Origin of the sequence: Cupriavidus sp. 2SB, assembly GCF_005503625.1 — a bacterium.
Classification (GTDB): Bacteria; Pseudomonadota; Gammaproteobacteria; order Burkholderiales; family Burkholderiaceae; genus Cupriavidus.
Map to the genome: position 1 here is coordinate 96,252 of NZ_SCMX01000003.1, position 20,051 is coordinate 116,302.

At 63.4% G+C, this 20,051-nt stretch carries 17 protein-coding genes; 11 read left to right on the forward strand and 6 right to left on the reverse strand.

Translation table 11 applies throughout. From position 1 onward, the window contains the following. Nucleotides 1-20 precede the first annotated feature (20 nt). From prmA to FFS21_RS02325, 5 genes are all read left to right on the forward strand, one after another. Entirely contained in the window at nt 21-935 is a 915-nt protein-coding gene (gene prmA, locus FFS21_RS02305; protein WP_137923323.1) for a 50S ribosomal protein L11 methyltransferase, read from the forward strand. A 9-nt stretch (nt 936-944) separates the two neighbouring features. Then, nucleotides 945-2,666 (forward strand): DUF3426 domain-containing protein, encoded by a 1,722-nt coding sequence (locus FFS21_RS02310; RefSeq protein ID WP_137923324.1) that lies wholly within the window; start codon nt 945-947, stop codon nt 2,664-2,666. Between the two features lie 82 nt (nt 2,667-2,748). Next, a complete protein-coding gene (gene tpx / locus FFS21_RS02315; protein ID WP_137923325.1) occupies nt 2,749-3,249 on the forward strand; it encodes a thiol peroxidase in 501 nt (166 codons plus the stop codon). Between the two features lie 110 nt (nt 3,250-3,359). Continuing rightward, on the forward strand, nt 3,360-4,307 hold the full coding sequence (locus tag FFS21_RS02320; RefSeq protein ID WP_137923326.1) for a carbohydrate kinase family protein: 948 nt from the start codon (nt 3,360-3,362) through the stop codon (nt 4,305-4,307). Between the two features lie 69 nt (nt 4,308-4,376). After that, nucleotides 4,377-4,844: an outer membrane lipoprotein gene (locus tag FFS21_RS02325; RefSeq protein WP_137923327.1), complete on the forward strand. Its 468-nt coding sequence runs from the start codon at nt 4,377-4,379 to the stop codon at nt 4,842-4,844. Between the two features lie 226 nt (nt 4,845-5,070). Here FFS21_RS02325 and FFS21_RS02330 read toward each other — a convergent pair whose 3' ends face one another. Next, on the reverse strand, nt 5,071-5,655 hold the full coding sequence (locus tag FFS21_RS02330) for a histone H1-like DNA-binding protein (protein WP_137923328.1): 585 nt from the start codon (nt 5,653-5,655) through the stop codon (nt 5,071-5,073). Nucleotides 5,656-7,363: 1,708 nt separating this feature from the next. Between FFS21_RS02330 and FFS21_RS02345 the strand changes: the two genes are divergently transcribed. Next, entirely contained in the window at nt 7,364-7,837 is a 474-nt protein-coding gene (locus tag FFS21_RS02345; RefSeq protein ID WP_137923331.1) for a DUF2147 domain-containing protein, read from the forward strand. 148 nt (nt 7,838-7,985) lie between these two features. Beyond that, nucleotides 7,986-8,969, forward strand: a complete 984-nt coding sequence (locus FFS21_RS02350; RefSeq protein ID WP_137923332.1) for a Bug family tripartite tricarboxylate transporter substrate binding protein — start codon at nt 7,986-7,988, stop codon at nt 8,967-8,969. 120 nt (nt 8,970-9,089) lie between these two features. Here the strand turns inward: FFS21_RS02350 and FFS21_RS02355 are convergent, their stop codons facing one another. Beyond that, on the reverse strand, nt 9,090-9,974 hold the full coding sequence (locus tag FFS21_RS02355; RefSeq protein ID WP_137923333.1) for a LysR family transcriptional regulator: 885 nt from the start codon (nt 9,972-9,974) through the stop codon (nt 9,090-9,092). Between the two features lie 153 nt (nt 9,975-10,127). On the opposite strand from FFS21_RS02355, the gene FFS21_RS02360 reads away from it, so the two are divergent. Both FFS21_RS02360 and FFS21_RS02365 read left to right on the forward strand, forming a co-directional pair. Beyond that, the gene (locus tag FFS21_RS02360; RefSeq protein WP_137923334.1) at nt 10,128-10,526 is read left to right on the forward strand and encodes a tautomerase family protein; all 399 of its coding nucleotides are present in this window, start codon (nt 10,128-10,130) and stop codon (nt 10,524-10,526) included. 129 nt (nt 10,527-10,655) lie between these two features. Then, complete coding sequence (locus FFS21_RS02365) at nt 10,656-11,489, forward strand: aldo/keto reductase (RefSeq protein ID WP_137923335.1); 834 nt, start codon at nt 10,656-10,658, stop codon at nt 11,487-11,489. Between the two features lie 71 nt (nt 11,490-11,560). Here the strand turns inward: FFS21_RS02365 and FFS21_RS02370 are convergent, their stop codons facing one another. After that, nucleotides 11,561-12,091, reverse strand: a complete 531-nt coding sequence (locus FFS21_RS02370) for a hypothetical protein (protein ID WP_346811358.1) — start codon at nt 12,089-12,091, stop codon at nt 11,561-11,563. A 183-nt stretch (nt 12,092-12,274) separates the two neighbouring features. Between FFS21_RS02370 and FFS21_RS02375 the strand changes: the two genes are divergently transcribed. After that, a complete protein-coding gene (locus tag FFS21_RS02375; RefSeq protein ID WP_137923336.1) occupies nt 12,275-12,874 on the forward strand; it encodes a BPSL1445 family SYLF domain-containing lipoprotein in 600 nt (199 codons plus the stop codon). Nucleotides 12,875-13,014: 140 nt separating this feature from the next. Beyond that, nucleotides 13,015-13,950 carry a recombination-associated protein RdgC gene (locus FFS21_RS02380; protein WP_137923337.1) on the forward strand — a complete coding sequence of 312 codons (936 nt, stop codon included), beginning with the start codon at nt 13,015-13,017 and terminating at the stop codon, nt 13,948-13,950. 38 nt (nt 13,951-13,988) lie between these two features. On the opposite strand, the gene FFS21_RS02385 is transcribed toward FFS21_RS02380, so the two are convergent. The 3 genes from FFS21_RS02385 to FFS21_RS02395 form a co-directional block, all read right to left on the reverse strand. After that, nucleotides 13,989-14,984, reverse strand: coding sequence for a quinone oxidoreductase family protein (locus tag FFS21_RS02385; protein WP_502705148.1), 996 nt, complete (start codon nt 14,982-14,984; stop codon nt 13,989-13,991). A 234-nt stretch (nt 14,985-15,218) separates the two neighbouring features. Further along, nucleotides 15,219-16,412: a ribonucleotide-diphosphate reductase subunit beta gene (locus tag FFS21_RS02390; RefSeq protein ID WP_137923339.1), complete on the reverse strand. Its 1,194-nt coding sequence runs from the start codon at nt 16,410-16,412 to the stop codon at nt 15,219-15,221. A gap of 135 nt (nt 16,413-16,547) precedes the next feature. After that, on the reverse strand, nt 16,548-19,487 hold the full coding sequence (locus FFS21_RS02395; RefSeq protein ID WP_137923340.1) for a ribonucleoside-diphosphate reductase subunit alpha: 2,940 nt from the start codon (nt 19,485-19,487) through the stop codon (nt 16,548-16,550). Between the last annotated feature and the right edge of the window lie 564 nt (nt 19,488-20,051).

The window sequence follows — 20,051 nt, forward strand, 5'->3', positions numbered from 1 at the left end:
TGCAGTAGAAAAGGAATCCCGTGGCTTTCCAGGAATGTGTGATCGAAATTGCGCAGGAACAGGCTGAAGTCTGGTCCGACGCATTGTTCGACCTCGGCGCGCTGTCGGTCTCGGTGGAAGACGCCGATGCCGATACGCCCGACGAGCAACCGCTCTTCGGAGAGCCCGGGATGGAGCCGACGCGGCTCGCCTGGAACCGTTCGCGCGTGGTGGCGCTCTTCGACGAAGAGACCGATCCCGCACTGGTGGTCACGGCGGCTGCGAATCAGCTCGGAGTTGACCCAGTGCCGGCGTTCACGCTGCGCGCCGTGGAAGACCAGGACTGGGTGCGTCTGACCCAGTCGCAATTCGAACCGATCCGCATTGGTGAGAAGATCTGGGTCGTGCCGTCCTGGCACGATGCGCCCGACCCCGACGCTGTCATCCTGGAACTCGATCCGGGCCTGGCGTTTGGCACGGGCAGCCACCCGACCACGCGCTTGTGCATGCAATGGCTGGAGCAGAACGTGCGGGCAGGCGAGACCGTGCTCGACTACGGCTGCGGCTCGGGCATCCTGGCCATCGTGGCGAAGAAGCTCGGTGCCGGCGATGCGGTGGGCATCGACATCGATCCGAATGCCGTGGAAGCGTCGCGCTATAACGCCGAACGCAACCGCGTGGAAGCCAGCTTTGCGCTGCCGGAAGCGGTGTCCGAAGCCACGCACGATCTGGTGGTGGCAAATATCCTGTCCAACCCGCTCAAGCTGATGGCCGCGATGCTCAGCGCACGCGTGCGTCCGGGCGGGCGGTTGATCCTGTCCGGCGTGCTGGAACGGCAAGCCGACGAAGTGGCCGCGTCCTACGCGCCGTGGATCGCCATGTCGGTATGGCGCAGCGAGGAAGGCTGGGTGTGCCTGCACGGCACGCGTCCGGCAAACATCCCCCAACAATCCTGATCCTTCACTATGGCTGCTGCCAAGCTCGTTACGCGCTGTCCGGCCTGCCGCACCGCGTTCCGGCTTGTCGCGGACCAGTTGCGGCTGCGCCAGGGCCTGGTGCGCTGCGGACAATGCGACACCGTCTTCGACGCGCGCGAACACCTGATCGAGGTGCCCGTGCGCACGCCCGGCGCAGCACCGGCGCCCCCGTCCCCAACTTCGCCTGCGAACCCTGCAGCACCTGACACCGCACCCGCCTCCGCAACAGCCTCAGCCGTGACGATGGCTGCCGCGCTGGCGCACGCGGAGCGGATGCAGGACAGCGCGCGGGCCCGCGAACAGGAAGCACCGTTCGACCCCGGCTTCGATCCCGGCTACGAAGTGCCCGCGCTCGACTCGCCGACGACGATGATGTCGGAACCCGAGGTCACGCCGCCCGCTGACGAACAACCGACGACGGAAGACCGGTTGGAGACGGAGTCGGAAGGTGAGCCGGAGGGCGAACCTGCACCTGTGCCTTCGCCGGAACCGGAACCGGAACCGGAAGCAGAACCAGAACCTGAACCTGAGCGACCATCGGACCCCGACGAAACCGAGGCTTCGGTCCCCGACGCCGACGATCTCTACGCGCCCCGCAGCGCACCGCCGGTGCCGTGGCCGATTCTGGACCATGGGACGTTCGACCACGACGAGTCTCCCAGCGCCGCACCTGAAGCGACGAGCCCGCAAAGTTCGCCGGGTTCGCCAGGTTCGCATTCGTCACTGGACCCGGCAGCCGCATTCGCTCCGCAGAATCCATCGACCCAGCCACCATCGGGCGCCTATAGCGCCAAGGCAAGCTGGCCCGCGCTGTTTCCAGCGGAAGCGCCTCAGGCGCCCCATGCGGTGCAATCGGTGCCGGCGCCAGCATCCGTGCCGGACCTGACCATCGATGGGATATCCCCGCCAGATGCGCCCCCGCCGCCTGCTCCCGTGGACATCGTGCCCAGTGCCAGCGGTTTTCTTCGCGTGGCAGACCCGACCGATCCCGAAGCCGAGGCGTGGGCAGCACAGGCCAAGGATGTCATCGAGCACGATCTCGGCGTCACGCCGCGCGATGGCACACCCGATGCCGTAGCACGCGAAGCCACCACGCGCCACTGGCTGAGTCCGGACGCTTCTGCACCGTCATCAAACCCGTCGGGCCCGGGCTTCGCGCCCGACTTCCTTCGCCATACGCGCGGGCGCGAACAAGCTCGCACGCCGGCCAGGACCGTGTCGCGACCGAAGAACACGCGTGGCTGGAAGGTCGCTGCGGTCGTCGTGTTGGCGATCGGCGCAATTGCGCAGACTACCTATCTCACACGATCGTATCTTGCCGGTAGCGTACCGATGTTGCGGCCATTGCTCGAAGCCGCCTGCGCGCCGCTCGGTTGCGACGTGCCGCCGTGGCGTGACCTTGAATCGCTACGCATTGAAAGCTCCCAGTTGCAGAAGCAGGACGAAGGCACCGACGCCTACCAACTGGCCGTCACGCTGCGCAATCAGGGGCGTGCGACCACGGCCCTGCCCGCTATCGAACTTGTCATGACGGATCTGCAGGACCAGCTACTGCTGCGCCGTGTGCTGCTGCCTGCCGAGTACCTGGAGGCCGCACAGCGCGGTTTTGCTGCAACGGGTCTGCGCGCGGGCAGCGAGCTACCGGTTCGGGTACGATTCCGGACGCAGCAGGCGGCAGCAAACTACCGCGTGCTGATCTTCTACCCCTGAATTCCATCGCCCCCGCCACGCCGGCCGGCAATGTACTGGACCGGCGGGCCGTATTTCATCCATTCCATCAGGAGAACGCACCATGAGCAACGTGACCCTCGGCGGCAACGCCATTGAAGTTGGCGGCAAGTTTCCCCAGGCTGGCGACAAGGCCCCGGCCTTCTCGCTGGTTGGCAAGGATCTGAAGGATGTGACGCTTGCCGATTTCGCCGGCAAGCGCAAGGTGCTGAACATCGTCCCGAGCCTGGACACGCCCGTGTGCCAGGCATCGGCGCGCAAGTTCAACGAAGCCGCCAGCAACCTGACCAACACCGTAGTACTGACGGTATCGGCCGACCTGCCGTTTGCCATGGGCCGCTTCTGCACCGCCGAAGGCCTGGCCAATGTGGTCACGCTGTCGACGATGCGCGGCGCGGAGTTCAAGAACGCCTACGGCGTGGACATCAAGTCGGGCCCGCTGGCCGGCGTATGCGCACGTGCCGTCGTGGTGGTGGATGAGAACGATACGGTCAAGTTCAGCGAACTGGTTGCCGAAATCAAGCAGGAACCCAACTACGATGCTGCCCTGGCCGCGCTCAAGTAAATCTGTGCGGTAGGACACAATCGATTGTTACCCATCCGCCCGTCATGCACGGGCGGAATTATTTAATTTACTTGTTACGGCCCTGAGTGCGCGGGCCACTTGGAGAAGAAATGTCCAGCCTGATCTGCGGCTCCGTTGCCTACGACACCATCATGACGTTCGACGGGCGCTTTCGCGAACACATTCTCCCGGATCAGATTCACATGCTGAACGTCTCCTTCCTGGTGCCGGGCATGCGTCGCGAGTACGGCGGCTGCGCCGGCAACATCGCGTTCACACTGAAGATGCTCGGCGGCGATCCGGTCGTGATGGCCACGGTAGGCCAGGATGCCGGCCCGTACCTGGATCACTTCCGCGACCTCGGCATCGGCACGGACCACATCCGTACGCTGCCCGATACCTTCACCGCGCAGGCCATGATCACCACCGATCTGGAGAACAACCAGATCACCGCTTTCCACCCGGGTGCGATGAACCAGTCGGCGCTCAACAGCGTGCGGGACACCGTGAAGTCGGGCCAGCGTCCGGCACTGGGCATCGTCGCCCCGGACAGCCGCGAGGGCATGCTGCACCACGCACGCCAGTTCGCCGAGGAAGGTATCCCATTCATCTTCGACCTGGGACAGGGCATGCCGCTGTTCAACGGCGAGGACCTCCGGCAGTTCATTGAACTCGCCAGCTACGTGACGGTCAATGACTACGAAGCGCAGGTCATGTTGTCTCGCACCGCATGGACCAGTGCCGACATCGCCGCCAAGGTCCGCGCGTTCATCGTGACGCACGGCGAACGTGGCGCCACCATCTATGCAGATGGCCAGCAGCACGCCATCCCGGCGGTGCAGGCCGAACGCGTGGTCGATCCCACGGGGTGCGGCGACGCCTTCCGCGGCGGTCTGCTCTACGGCATCGAGAATGGCCTCGACTGGCCAACCACGGGTCGCCTCGCCTCGCTGATGGGCGCCCTCAAGATCGCTCAGCAAGGGCCGCAGAATCACTGGATTTCGCGTGAAGAGATCGGCAGCCGGTTCGAATCGGCGTTCGGATATCGTTACGCGTAAGATGGAAACGATGCACCGCGCGCATCGGACCTGAAACACGAACGGCGCGGCATTCAGACGGGAGTTGCCATGAATCAGATCTTCCGAATTGGCGGCGTGGCGATACTGGCCACGGCAGCATTGGTCAGTGGCTGCGCCAACTACTCGAACTCCGGCAGCGTCTATTCGCCGGGCCAGGCACAGCGCGAGCAGGTGGTGCGCTACGGCGTTGTGCAAGGCGTGCGCGAGGTGATGATCCAGGGGGCATCCACCGGCGCCGGCACCATCGCCGGCGGTGCGATCGGCGGCGTGGCAGCAGGTAGCACCATCGGCAGCGGTGGCGGTTCCGTAGCGGCTGGCCTGCTGGGCGCCGTGCTTGGTGGACTGGCTGGCAGCGCCGCGGAGAATCGCATCACCCAGCGCCGTGGCCTGGAAATCACCGTACAGTTGGAAGACGGCGACGTGCGCGCCATCACGCAGGAAGCCGACGAGATGTTCCGTCCCGGCGATCGCGTCAGGTTGCTGTCATCGGGCGGCGTGACGCGCGTGACGCACTGATTCCCTTATCCGTTCTAAAACAGACGCCGCGTGCCCTCGGGCCGCGGCGTTTTGTCTTTCCGCTTCCGGTGCTTCGGCAAATAAAAAACCCGCCGGGCACGTGTGCCATCGGCGGGTCGGCAAGACTTGCTGTCTTGCGGACCGGATACGCCGTATCCGGTCAGTGCGGCACGCGATGCGTGCCCAGGCAATTCCCTGTGGTGACCGCTCGCACGAGGCGGAGCGATTACGGACGGTTGCCCGTCGGGAACGGCCAGGCCGCAGCCGGGTTCAGCGCGGTCTTTGCAGCAGCTGCAGGGGCAACGGCAGGCGCCGCAGCAGGCTTGGCAGCCTTCTTGGCAGCGGGCTTCTTGGCAGCAGCCTTCTTGGCCGGTGCAGCAGCCTTCTTGGCAGCCGGCTTCTTGGCAGCAACAGCCTTCTTGGCCGGTGCAGCCTTCTTGGCGGCAACCTTCTTCACTGCGGCCTTCTTGGCCGGTGCTGCCTTCTTGGCGGCGACCTTCTTGACCGCTGCCTTCTTGGCGGCAACCTTCTTCACTGCAGCCTTCTTGGCCGGTGCTGCCTTCTTGGCGGCGACCTTCTTGGTTGCAACCTTCTTGGCCGCAACCTTCTTCACTGCAGCCTTCTTGGCCGGTGCTGCCTTCTTGGCGGCAACCTTCTTCGTTGCTACCTTCTTGGCGGCGACCTTCTTGGTTGCTGCCTTCTTGGCGGCCGGAGCAGCCTTCTTGGCGGCGACCTTCTTCACGACGGCCTTCTTGGCGGCCGGCTTGGCGGCCTTCTTAGCCGCCGGCTTTTTCTTTGCAGCAGTTGCCATGGATAACTCCTTCACTAACGTGAAATATCGAATGACCTAAATGGACGACCCGACCGACCCGAGGCGCGTCTGACGCGATCCCCAATCGAGCGAGCGATTCATCGGCGCACGACACTTCTCTAACCGCACGCTAATGAATTCGGTGGCAGGGAAACCATCGCGCGTCGCACCGCGCGGCATGGTTCGTTCACGGCGGCACGAGATCCGCGCGCTGGTCACAAAGCCAGCGTACAGGCGGATCTCCGGGGCAGGCCGTGCCCTGGAATATTCGATTGGCCCGCGCCGTCCGTCGTGTCGGCGCGCAGCCAGAAAAGAGGAGATATCGGTCAGCAGGCCTGCAGCACGGGCTTGGCCTCGCGCACTGCAGACGGCATTCATCAGAGGGTAGCTCGCCCATCCCGTCATTGGGCTACAGCACACTGCACGCGTTGTAGAAAACCGGATCGGCTCGGTCTGCGTCAAAGTTCTGGTGCTCCTCGGCTACCCGCATTCACTCGGTCATCGAGCATCGTGTCATCGTTACTTGTGCTTGCTTGTTGTGACACGACACGCGATGCAATGAAGTGAGACTCTTGTCAAGGCGAATCATAATTCGTTTGCTCGATGATGTTAAGAAAAAAGTGCAAAAAAACTTGCGCGCAAGATCGAATCGATCTACTTCGTGCGCGCTCTGCGATGACAACACCATCGACACACACATCGATCTCGACTGCCATACCATCAACGAAGTTCCATCGGCGTGTGTCGGCATGATGGTCCGACGCGTCGTCACGCGTCTTCGTCGAGCATGCGCGCATTGCATTCACGCACGGTGCAACACGTGCGCAGTCACCATCGCGATGCGCTTCGAAACTCCACGCCCACGCACAAGCCAACGGCTGGAGAACCGCATGAACATTGGCTTTTCGGATCATGCGCATGTCTCTCGCGCTTGTCGCGCGCAACGTCGAGCAAGAGGCGCCGCCGCTTCTGGCCCAACCGAGACGTCGTCGTTTCGACATCCTTGCGCAGAGAAAATAAATCGCTCGTTCGCACATCGCGCCGATGCAACGACGCGTTGCGCACGCATCGATTCGGCGGTCGCTTCAGTACGACGAAAGAGTGATGCGTCAGCGCAACGGTTTGTCTCTGCGACGCGTGTTTGCGTCCATGCATCGGCATCGATCGATACCAACTCGAATCGAATTCGACATGCGCGACAGGCGTCGACACACGCGCGCATCCGTCTCCGGCTTGCATCGCTTGCTTGCAGATTGGATCGATAGCGCATCAACCGCGCATCGGCATCGTCGATGCACGGCAGGCGAACGATCTCTTGATGTCTGACCTGACAGTCGTGGGTCGCTATCCACTCCGATGGCGAACGTGGTGCGAACACGCGTGTGCGCCTCCGGGTTCCTACCAATACCTGGCGCAGGAGCGCACCAAGAACGGAGGGCTAGAGGAATACCTCGGACGATCTTGCCCTCCCGATATGCTGCACGACAAAATCCCGTACAGCCGCCAACCGCCAGTCGCTCTGGCTATGTCACGGGGGTTGCTCTGGTGCGTACGCAAATGATGGGGGTCATTGCGGAGCGCACCGACCCCCAGTAGATTGGCGTCGCGTGTGGCAACGCCCTGACGCAACGTTCCTCGCCTTGCTGCAACCCTGCGACACTGCACGACTAAACGACCGAAACACTGACACTCTGAAAAGGAGACTTCAATGCGCCTGACCGACATCCGCGCCCTGCTTCGCGCCGCCATCCTGGCTTCCACTTTTGTCGGCACCATGGCAGCCAGCGCAATGGCCGCCGCCCAGGCCACGCCGGCCGGCACGTGGCACACGATCGACGACACCACCGGCAAGCCGCGCGGCGTCATCGAGATCACCGAGAAGGATGGCGTGTACAGCGGCAAGCTCGTGAAGAGCCTGGTGCCGACCGAAGGCAAGCCATCCACTTGCGAGAAGTGCACCGACTCGCGCAAGGATCAGCCGATCATCGGCATGACGATCCTCACCGGACTGAAGAAGACCGGCGACAACGAATGGACCGGCGGTGAAATTCTGGATCCCGAGGCCGGCAAACTTTACAAGTGCAAGATGTCGCTGGCCGACGACGGCAAGACCCTCAACGTGCGCGGCTTCATCGGCATCAGCCTGATTGGCCGCACGCAGAGCTGGATCCGCCAGCAGTGATGGCCAGCGCCCATCGCTGCGCATTATCGCGGGGCTGTGGGGGCGGCAGGCAGGCGACCCAGCCTGCCTCCACTCGCTACAGGTAACTGACAGCTTCCTTCGGTAGGATGGGTATCTCAAACCCACATAACATTCCGGAGACTGAAGCATGACCGATTCCCTCCAAGGACCCGTCCGGGTTCTGGCACTCGCCGCTGCTACCGCCGCCACCACGCTCCTCGCTCCGCTTGCGCATGCCGCCGACCCGTGGCCGAATCACGTCATCAAGTTCGTCGTGCCGTTCACGGCCGGCGGCGCCAACGACCTCGTGGCGCGTGCCGGTGCCGAAGCCGTCAGCAAGCGCATCGGCCAGCCCGTGGTAATCGAGAACCGTCCGGGAGCAGGTGGCGTGGTGGGCGCGGACTACGTGGCCAAGAGCAAGCCCGATGGCTATACGTTCCTGGTCGGCGCCGTGGGCACCGTCACCAACGGCCTGATTCGGCCGAAGATGCCCTACCAGCCTGACGACCTCGTGCCGGTCGGACTCATCGCGGTGAGTCCGTCGGTCATCGTGGCATCGCCGTCGCTGCCGGTGAACAATGTCTCGGAACTGGTCGCCTACTCGAAGAAGCAGGGTGGCGTACCGTTCGCCACGGCAGGCAGCGGCAGCACGCCGCATTTCGTGGAAGAGATGCTCAAGGAGAAAGGCGCCGACCTGACCGTGGTGCCTTACAAGAGCGGTTCGGAAAGCATCACTGCGGTGATCGGCGGCCAGGTGGCTGCCACTTCGGAAGCGTCGATCGTGGTGCTGCCGCAGATCAAGGCCGGCAAACTCAAGGCGCTGGGCGCGACGTGGGACAAGCACATGCCCGCCGCACCCAATATCCCGACCACGGCCGAGCAAGGCCTGCCCGAAGTTCGCATCGGCCACTGGGCGGGCATCTTCGCGCCCAAGGGGACCGACCCCGCCATCGTCAAGCGCCTGAATGCAGAGTTGACGGCAGGCATGCAGAACACCGAGATCCGCGAACGGCTGATCCAGAACGGTATCGAGCCGGCCGGTGGTTCGGTGGAGAGCTTCGTCGCGTTCATCAAGTCCGAGCGCGATCGTCTGGGACGTATCGCGAAGAACGCGCACATGAGCGCCGAGTAATTCTTCCCGCGCGCTGCCTGCCGCTCGCTGTCAACTGCAAACAAGGCCCGCTTCGAGCGGGCTTTGTTCCTTATATATAGTCATCGCGCGACGCATGCGAAGCATCGTGCATACCGGCCACTAGCCGAACTGTTCCGCCAGCGCCTGGCGCGCCTGACCAATGAACTCGCTCTCACCGCGCCGCGCCCCTAGCAGATAGAACTCCGCCGATGGCAGGGCCGGCAGTTTCCATTTGGCCACGGCCGCCGCATCCAGCGGCTGCACACCGGGGCCGATGGCCGACGCGTTGAGGCACGACACACCCAGGCCCGCAGCCAGCGCCAGGTGCAAACCCGCCACGCCGGACGCCGAATGCGCAATGTCGAACGTGCGCTTGCGGCGGATCAGCAGCTGCACCACGAACTGATGCATCGAACAGGTATCGGGCAACAGCACCAGCGGCAGCGTTTCCGTTGCCGCCTCCGCCACCTCGGGCGCGGCCACCCACGCCAGTTCCTCGCGCCGCAACACCACCCCGCCTCGCGCGGCGGAGCGGGACTGGGCGCCGCTGCCAACGAGCCGCATGCCGAGACCGATATCGAATGCATCCATGTCCGCTGCGGCGTCGATGGCTGCGCTCTTCATCACCGTGACGTGCAGCTTCAGATACGGATAGCGATCGCGCAGGCGGCGCAGCATGCCGGCGATCTCGCCGGGGCGGAAATAATCGGTCACTGCGAGCCGCAGTTCGCCGTCCAGCGACTGGCCGTGCAACTCGGCCATCGCCAGTTCGTTGAGCGTCAGGATGCGCCGGGCGTAGTCGAGCAAACGCACGCCGGCGGGAGTCAGTGCCGCCCCTTTCTTCCCGCGCTTGAGCAGCGAAACGCCAGCGCGTTCCTCCAGCTTGCGCAGTTGCTCGCTCACCGAGGATTGCGAAAGAAACAACCGTGGCGCGGCGGCAGAAAGGCTGCCGCTGTCGGCCACGGCGACAAAGGTCCTGAGCTGGTCGGTCTCGAAACTGCGCATGGTATGTCGATCCGTAGTCGATTCGGTTATTCCGATGGATGGTATCGTATATTCCCGCTTTTCCGATATCAAGGCAGGCACTACGATGACATCGACGCAGCGCTTCTGTCGACGCACTGCACCCGAGGAAAATCACCGTTCAAGGAGCCTGTCATGCCCCACATTTCCCTGCAGATCTCTGGCCATCCCGATACCGAACTGATGCAGAAAGCCGTGGCCGCCGTGGGCGAACTCACCCAGCGCGTGCTACGCAAGGAAGCGCCGGTGATTGCCACCACGGTCACCTTCCTGCCGCGCGAGCAATGGTTCATCGGCGGCAAGCCGCTGTCCGAATACAGCACGGGCCGCAATGCGTTTCAGCTCGATATCAGCGTGACCGACGAGACCAACACCAAGGCCGAGAAAGCCGAGTACCTGAAGCAGACCTTCGCCACGCTGTCGGAGATCATCGGCGACGTCAATCCGGTGTCCTATATCTACGTGATCGACGCCCGGGCCGCGGCCTATGGCTACGGCGGCAAGACACAGGAGTTCCGCCACCAGCACGGTTGATCGCGGACGAAACGGCCAGTGCTCTGATTGCTGCGCCCGGTGCACGACTGCCATGCAAGCGGCGGGCTTGTACCGGGAGGCGATGTTCACTAGTGTGGAGGGTCTATCTTCCTGCACCGGAGACACCGCATGAAGCACGTCACGCTACCCGGCGGCGAGCGCGTTCCCGCATTGGGCATGGGCACCTGGAATGTCGGCGATCATCGCGAGTCGCGCGCCGAGGAAATCGCCACGCTGCGCCTCGGTCTGGACATGGGTCTGCGCCTGATCGACACCGCCGAGATGTATGGCGAAGGGCTATCGGAATCGCTGGTCGGTGAAGCCTTGGCCGGCCGCCGCGATGACGCCTTCCTGGTCAGCAAGGTCTATCCCCACAATGCCAGCCGCATGGGCACGGTGGCCGCGTGCGAGCGCAGCCTGCGCCGGCTGGGTACCGACCATCTCGACCTGTATCTGCTGCACTGGCGCGGTGACATCCCCTTTGAGGAAACCATCGAGGCATTCCTCGCCTTGCAGCAGGCCGGAAAAATCCGGTACTTCGGCGTCAGCAATCTGGACCTCGCCGATATGGAGGAACTCTGGGATACGCCGGGCGGCGACGCCGTGGCTGCCAACCAGTTGCTCTACAACCTGAGCCGGCGCGGCATCGAGTTCGACCTCCTGCCATGGTTGCGCGATCGCAACGTGCCGGTGATGGCGTACTCCCCCATCGAACAGGCCCGGCTACTGCGCAACCCGGGCCTGAAAGACTTCGCGCAAACATATGGCATGACACCAGCGCAGGCGGCGCTGGCATGGCTGATTGATCGGGATGACGTCATCGCCATTCCCAAGACGGGCAACCGCGAGCGTCTGCGTGAGAACGCGGGCGCGCTCTCCATCACGCTGACGGTGGCCCAGCGGGCAGAACTCGATCAACTATTTCCGCCGCCCCGCCATGCACAGCCGCTCGCCATGCTTTAAAAAAAGAAAAATGCGACGCTTAGGGGCGTCGCATCGTCGTTAGCTATTTCTATCGGCGCGTGAGAAGAAATTCAGCGCTGCCCCGCCTTGTAGCGCTCCACTTCCACATAACGCGTCAGATATGTGCGCGCCTTCTCGCGCGTATCCGTCGTCACGCGATCCGCCGCCTGGCGGGCGCTGTTCTGGCCATGAGCCGAACTCATCTGCGCGGAAAGGTAGGACTGGAAGGCGTCGTGCATGACGGTAAGTTGACCCTTGCAGGCATCGAGGGCACCGGCGGCCACGTCGCGCGAGGTGCCCTTACCCTTCGCGCCCGTGTCCGCCTTTTCCTGGACGCACTCCATATATTTAGCGCGCTCGGCCTGCCAGCCAGAATTCAGCTGGGCAACTTCCTGCTTGGTTTCGGGTGTTTCTACCGAAGGCGCCGAGGAACACGCCGCCAGAAACAGCGCCGCCAGGGGCACCGCGGCGGCACCCAGACGGCTGCTGGGCAGGCGCGGCGTGCATCGCTGCACTGCATCAATCGCAGCCGCGACAGGTTGGGAATCCACACGACCGGGTTGGCGTGCGGCGCTTGCGGAGGGGGCATATGTCTTGTGCATGACTCAAAGACTCCCATCGAACAATGCAGTTCCTGAATAAGTTCCGTCAATTTGCAAGAAAGTATGTAGAGGTCATGTCAGAGTCCCTCCGGCCCCGTGTCAGACAAAATCGCATTTGCGGAAGTGCCTTGCCCGCCTATGCTGTAGAGGCGGTTGCAACACACGAACCCCCTGGAGGAAATAATGAAACGTCGAACCTTCCTGTCCGCCGGCAGCGCCGGTGTTGTCGGACTTACCGGTCTTTCCCTCGGTGCGCTGTCGCTTACGGGTTGCAGTTTCACTGGCCCCAAGGACGGGGGTGATCCCGCGTCCAAGCGCCGCGAAATCGATACCAATGCCAGCGATACGCTGAATCGCCTCTACGCCACCGCCAGCGGCGCGCGTGACCTGGGCGCCAAGGCCAAGGGCATCCTGATTTTCCCCAAGCTGCTGTCCGCCGGCTTCATCGTGGGTGGCGAATACGGCGATGGCGTGTTGCGCTCCGGTGGCGCCAACCGTGGTTACTATCGCGCAATCTCCGGCTCGATCGGCTGGCAGATCGGCGCGCAGTCCAAAGCCTTCGTGCTGATGTTCATGACGCAGGACGCCTACGACAAGTTCGTACGCAGCAGCGGCTGGCAAGTTGGTGCAGATGCCACCGTGGCACTCGCCACGATTGGCGCCAACGGCCAGATCGATACCAACACGGCGCAGCAGCCGATCATCGGTTTCGCGATGACCAACGCCGGCGTGATGGCGGGCCTGAGCCTGGAAGGCACCAAGATCTCGAAGCTCGACATCTGAGCAAGCCGAGGGACTTTGAATGCGCCCATTGTGCGGAAGCCTCCGCGCAATGGGCGTTTTTCTTGGCGCGCCGCGCGGCCCCGACCCGTTAGAATTCGTCCCTTGCCAATTTCCAATCCGTACGCGAGGCCGAATTCCCTATGTGGTTCAAGAATCTCCAGATCCATCGTTTCTCCGCCCCGTGGACGCTGAGCGCCGAAGACGTGGAAGCCTGCCTGGCCAAGCACGCGTTCTATCCGGGCACCAGCCTCGAAATGCAAACCCAGGGCTGGGCATCGCCGCGCGATAACGACCAACTCGTGCATACCGTCAACCGCCAGATGCTGCTGGTGCTCCGAACCGAGAAGAAGCTGCTGCCCGCCACCGTGGTGAACCAGGTCACCAAGGCACGCGCCGCCGAACTCGAAGAGCAGCAAGGCTTCAAGCCCGGCCGCAAGCAACTCAAGGAACTCAAGGAGCAGATCACCGAGGAGCTGCTACCCCGGGCGTTCAGCATTCGACGCGATACGCGCGTCTGGATCGATCCCGTCAGCGGCTGGCTCGCCATCGACGCTGCTGGTACTGCCAAGGCGGACGAAGTGCGCGGCATGCTGTTCAAGGCCATCGACCCGCTGCCGGTAGTCGGCCTGCAGGTCAACCTCTCGCCCGTTGCCGCCATGACCGAATGGCTGGCGACCGAGACCGCCCCGGCCGGCTTCACAGTCGATCAGGAAATCGAGCTCCAATCGAGCAACGAGAGCAAGGCCACGGTCCGCTATGTGCGCCATCCGCTCGATCCCGAAGACCTGCGCCGCCACATCGCCGCCGGCAAGCGCTGCACGCGACTGGCCATGACGTGGAACGACCGTGTCTCCTTTGTGCTGACCGACGCGCTGGCCGTCAAGCGCGTGAACCCGCTCGACGTCATCAAGGAGCAGGCCGACGCCACGCTCCATGACGAAGCCGAACGTTTCGACGCCGATTTCGCGTTGATGGCCGGCGAACTGGCCAGCCTGCTGACCGACCTCACCGATGCCCTGGGCGGCGAACGCCGGCCCGAAGGCGCAGCCCCGGTGGAGCAGCGCAAGGCAGCCTGACAAGAGGCTGGATTGAGGGTCCTTTGTCCCGCTGTCCCTCAATCCAGCGTCAGCACGATCCTGCGCGCAGGGTCGCGGGCGGCCTGCCAGGCGGTCTCCACCGACACCATCGGCATCGCATCCACGACCATCTGCAGGTCGCCCTTGCGCATACAAGCGAGGATTTCCTCGACCAGCAGCCTCGTGTCCTCCACACCGGGATGATTCGCTGGCCCCGATCCCATCAACACGGCCCGTGAATCCCGCAGCGCGGTTGGCGCCATCATCAGGCTGCTCGCTCCACGCTCTGCCACGGACACGATGCGGACCTCCCGGTACTCGGATGCGTGTGCGGCGCCCACCGGCTCGATCAACGCGGCCAGCAGCAATTCCAAGGTCTCGCCCCATACAAAATCGAGCACGACATCTATTCCGTCCGCCACATGCGAAGCAAATGCATAGTGCAGCATGCTCGGCGATTGCCCGAGATCAATCAGCGCATCGGCCCCCGTGACCGATAGCAGGTCGATACGATGCCCCGCCACGATCACACGGCCAGCGCCGTGCAGGCGCGCGGCCTGCACCGCCAGCCGCCCCATGATCCCCGAGGCGCCCAACACCAGCACCGTTTCGCCGGGCTCCAGGTCGGCACGCATGGTCAGCGGCAGCCAGGCACGCATTGCCGGCCCGATCAGTGCGGCGGCCATTGCCATGTCCACGCCTTCCGGAATCGGCACGGTCCAATCCGCCGGCGCGTACTCTGCCATCGACCCGTACGGACTCCGGATGGTCCGGAAGTACACCGGCTGCCCGTTGGCAATGTACCCCGTGCCATCTCGTCCGCAGATGTGGGGCAGTTCCATGGGTATCCGCGGATGATGACCCCGCGCAATCTTAAGATCGCCCGGACGGATCGCGGCGGCACCCACGCGTACCAAGACCTCCTGATCGCGAACCACCGGATCGCGAAATGTGGCGAAGCGAGGCGCTTCCCCCAGGTTTTCCAGCACTACAGCTTGCATCGTGACGACCTCCTTGGTGATGTCGGAAGCCATCGTAAGGAGGAGGAATGCCGAACGATTTGAGCCGATTCTGAAAAGGGGGATGAGGTGGTATCGGATCAAGTGAAGTTGCCCGATATCGCCCCCAAAAAGAAAAACGGCCACCGGGTTCTCACCCGATGGCCGCCTCTCACCCGTCCTGGCTGCTGGACTTGTTTCTACATTTTTGACTTCTCGTACTGCTGCAGCCGACCCTTCAATCGTGGCGTCTCGTCGTCGCCGCGCCGATCAATCCCAGGACAGCGCGCCGCCGGTCTGGTACTCGATCACGCGCGTTTCGAAGAAGTTGCGTTCCTTCTTCAGGTCGATCATCTCGCTCATCCACGGGAACGGGTTTTCCTCGTTCGGGAAGAGCTGATCCAGGCCGATCTGTTGGCAGCGGCGGTTGCAGATGAAGCGCAGGTAACCCTTGAACATCGGTGCGTTCAGGCCCAGCACGCCGCGCGGCATGGTGTCCTCGGCGTAGCGGTATTCCAGGTCCACGGCCTTCTTGAACAGTTCCGTGATCTCGGCCTTGAACTCGGGCGTCCACAGGTGCGGATTCTCGAGCTTGATCTGGTTGATCAGGTCGATGCCGAAGTTACAGTGCAGCGACTCGTCGCGCAGGATGTACTGGTACTGCTCGGCGGCACCGGTCATCTTGTTCTGGCGGCCCATCGCCAGGATCTGCGTGAAGCCCACGTAGAAGAACAGGCCTTCCATGATGCAGGCGAACACGATCAGGCTCTTCAGCAGCTTCTGATCGTTTTCCGGCGTGCCGGTCTTGAACGACGGGTCCGTCAGCGTGTCGATGAACGGGATCAGGAACTCGTCCTTGTCGCGGATCGACTTCACCTCGTGGTACGCGTTGAAGATCTCGGCTTCGTCCAGGCCGAGCGACTCCACGATGTACTGGTAGGCGTGCGTGTGGATGGCTTCCTCGAAAGCCTGGCGCAGCAGGTACTGGCGGCATTCCGGCGCCGTGATCTGGCGGTAGGTGCCCAGCACGATGTTGTTGGCGGCCAGCGAATCGGCCGTCACGAAGAAACCGAGGTTGCGGCTGATGATGCGGCGCTCGTCCTCGGTCAGCCCGTTCGGGTCCTTCCACAGGGCGATGTCGCGCGACATGTTGATTTCCTGCGGCATCCAGTGATTGGCGCAGCCGGCCAGGTACTTTTCCCACGCCCACTTGTACTTGAACGGCACCAGCTGGTTCACGTCGGTGGCGCCGTTGATCACGCGCTTGTCGGCGGCACTCACGCGGCGCGAGCTCTGCGCGGCGGCAGCGTTGGGGTTGTTGCCCAGGATGCCAGTCGGCGCCGTGGCGGCCGGCGGCAGTGCGCCATGCTGGTCGACGGCGGCCGATGCGGCGGATGCAGGTTGCAGGGCAGGCTGCGGTGCGGCCTGCGGGGTGGCTTGAACGTCGTCGTCCCAGCTCAGCATGGTGTTTCTCCGGAAATTCGCAGTATTTAGGGGCGGCTCTGGCGCGACGCCGTGGCATCTGACGCGTCCGCCCTCTCCCCCGGCCCCTCTCCCGCGCAGCGGGAGAGGGGAGCAGACCGAGGGTGAATCAGTTTGTTACTGGCAGGCTTCGCACTCGTCGAATCCGGCGTCGCCCGGGCGCATCGTGCAGACTGCGCCTTCGGCTTCGGGCATCGCCGGGGCTGCGGCAGCGGCGGCGTCCATGGCCGAGCCGTTGTCCGAACCCGACGACACCGCGTTCAGCGAGCCGCGCGACACAGTGGACTTCTCCACGTGCGTGGCAGCCATCGTACGCAGGTAGTACGTCGTCTTCAGGCCGCGCAGCCAGGCTTGCTTGTACGTATCGTCCAGCTTCTTGCCCGATGCGCCGGCCATGTAGATGTTCAGCGACTGGGCCTGGTCGATCCACTTCTGGCGGCGGCTGGCCGCTTCCACGAGCCAGCTCGGTTCCACTTCGAACGCCGTGGCGTAGATGTCGCGCAGATCTTGCGGAATGCGGTCGATACGGGCCAACGAGCCGTCAAAGTACTTCAGGTCGGCAACCATCACCTCGTCCCACAGGCCGCGCGCCTTCAGGTCACGCACGAGGTAGTCGTTCACCACCGTGAATTCGCCCGACAGGTTCGACTTCACGTACAGGTTCTGGAACGTCGGCTCGATGCATGCGGACACGCCGATGATGTTCGAGATCGTGGCGGTCGGGGCGATGGCGATGCAGTTCGAGTTGCGCATGCCGTGCTGCTTGATGCGGGCACGCAGCGACGTCCAGTCCATCGACGACGACATGTCCACGTCCAGGTAGCCGCCGCGCTCTTCGGCCAGCAGCTTCAGCGAGTCTTGCGGCAGGATGCCACGGTCCCACAGCGAGCCTTCGTACGTGGTGTAGCGACCGCGTTCCTCGGCCAGTTCGGTCGAGGCGTGGTACGCGTAGTAGCAGACCGCTTCCATCGACGTATCGGCGAACTTCACCGCGGCGTCGCTGGAGTACGGGGTGCGCAGCACGTGCAGGCAATCCTGGAAGCCCATGATGCCCATGCCCACCGGACGGTGGCGCAGGTTCGAATTGCGCGCCTTCTCCACCGCGTAGTAGTTGATGTCGATCACGTTGTCGAGCATGCGCATCGCGGTGCGGATCGTCTTCTGCAGCTTGGCGTGATCCAGCACGTGAGTGCCGTCGGCCTGCTGCTTCAGGTGGGCCACCAGGTTCACCGAACCCAGGTTGCACACGGCGATTTCGCTGTCGTTCGTGTTCAGCGTGATTTCCGTGCAGAGGTTCGAGCTATGCACCACGCCCACGTGCTGCTGCGGGCTGCGGATGTTGCACGGGTCCTTGAACGTGATCCACGGATGGCCGGTTTCGAACAGCATGCCCAGCATCTTGCGCCAGAGCTGCATGGCCGGCACCTTCTTGAACAGCTTCAGCTCGCCGCTGGCGGCCTTGGCCTCGTAGGCCACGTAGGCTTGCTCGAAGGCCTTGCCGACCTTGTCGTGCAGGTCCGGGCAGGTGGACGGCGAGAACAGCGTCCACTCGGCGTTCTCCATCACGCGCTTCATGAACAGGTCCGGAATCCAGTTGGCCGTGTTCATGTCGTGCGTGCGGCGGCGGTCGTCGCCGGTGTTCTTGCGCAGCTCCAGGAATTCCTCGATATCCAGGTGCCACGTCTCCAGGTATGCGCAGACCGCGCCCTTGCGCTTGCCGCCCTGGTTCACGGCCACGGCCGTGTCGTTGACCACCTTCAGGAACGGCACCACGCCCTGGCTCTTGCCGTTGGTGCCCTTGATGTGCGAGCCCAGCGCACGCACGTTGGTCCAGTCGTTGCCCAGGCCGCCGGCGAACTTCGACAGCAGCGCGTTTTCCTTCAGGGCTTCGTAGATGCCTTCGAGGTCGTCCGACACCGTGGTCAGGTAGCACGACGACAGCTGCGAGCGGCGCGTGCCCGAGTTGAACAGCGTCGGGGTCGACGACATGAAGTCGAACGACGACAGCAGTTGGTAGAACTCGATGGCGCGGGCTTCGCGATCCTTCTCTTCCAGCGCCAGGCCCATGGCCACGCGCATGAAGAACGCCTGCGGCATTTCGATGCGCTGCTCTTCCACGTGCAGGAAGTAGCGGTCGTACAGCGTCTGCAGGCCCAGGTAGTTGAACTGGAAGTCGCGCGAGGCGTCCAGCGCGGCGCCCAGGCGGGCCAGGTCATACGTGGCCAGCTTCTCGTCGAGCAGTTCGGCTTCGATGCCGCGTGCGATGAACTTCGGGAAGTACTCGGCGTACTTCGTCGACATTTCGCTCTGGGTCACTTCGGCGCCCAGGATTTCCTTGCGGATCGTGTGCAGCAGGATACGAGCCGTAACCTGGCTGTAGGCCGGGTCCTTCTCGATCAGCGTACGCGCAGCCAGGATGGCCGAGTCGTAGACCTGCGTCATCGGCACGCCGTCGTACAGGTTCTTGAGCGTTTCCTTCAGGATCGGCTCTGCGCTCACGGCATTGCCGAGACCGCTGCAGGCGTTGTCGATCAGCGCGTGCAGCGCCACCAGGTCCAGCGGATGCACCACGCCGTTGTCGTTCACGTTGACCGACACGCCGCCTTCCTGCACACGCGCCACCGCCTGGGCATTGGCCTGGGCGCGTTCCTGCGTACGCTTCTCGCGGTACAGCACATAGGCACGGGCCACCTCATGCTCGCCCGAGCGCATCAGCGCCAGTTCCACGTGATCCTGCACGTCCTCGATATGGAACGTGCCGCCGTTCGGACGGCTGCGCACCAGTGCGCGCACCACGCCCTGGGTCATTTGCTCGACGATCTCGCGCACGCGTGCAGAGGCTGCACCCTGGCCGCCATTCACAGCCAGGAACGCCTTGGTCATGGCCACGGCGATCTTGTTCGGCTCGAACGACACCACGGCGCCATTGCGACGGATCAGCTTGTAATCCTGATACGAAACGCCAGCAGCGGCGACGCCCTGCTGCGCGGTACCGGCTGCCGCGCCGGCAATGCCGGCCACGCCGGTGGTTTGCTGTTCGTTTTGGGCCGTTTGCATGAGGTAACTCCCCGTGTTTTTTGAGTACTGATAAGAAGACGACAAAGTCCCTAGCAAAATGCGCCTCAGAAGACACTCGGCACCGGCGTCGCCGGTTGAGAACCAAACTGCACTGCGAACACTTTGCTAGGGACTTTCTGGCACTACCCCGGCCCGTTGACCAATATGACGCGAACGCTGCGCACTCTCTGCGCCGCCCGCGCCACATCAGGGCCGGCTCCCCGGAAGTACCACTATATCTAGTGGTGCCGTTTCAAAACTGGGCTAAGTATAGTGAAACGGGAGTGAATGAACAGACTTGACATGCGCCGTTCCAACACCGTGGTGCGGTATGCGGCGGCGCCACATTCCCGCAAAGCGCGCTGCCGCAAGGGTTGGCGGCAGCACGTTCGGTGCCGCACAAAAACTCGAAATTTTTTTAATGACCATGGATCATCCGATAGGTGATCCGGAGCAGGGCGCGGGGCCCTTCAAAAGGGCGGCGATTGTACCGTTATTTGCGCGCTTTGGAGGCATACGACCTCGCCGTCACATTGGCATTGCACCGATATGACGAATACGAAA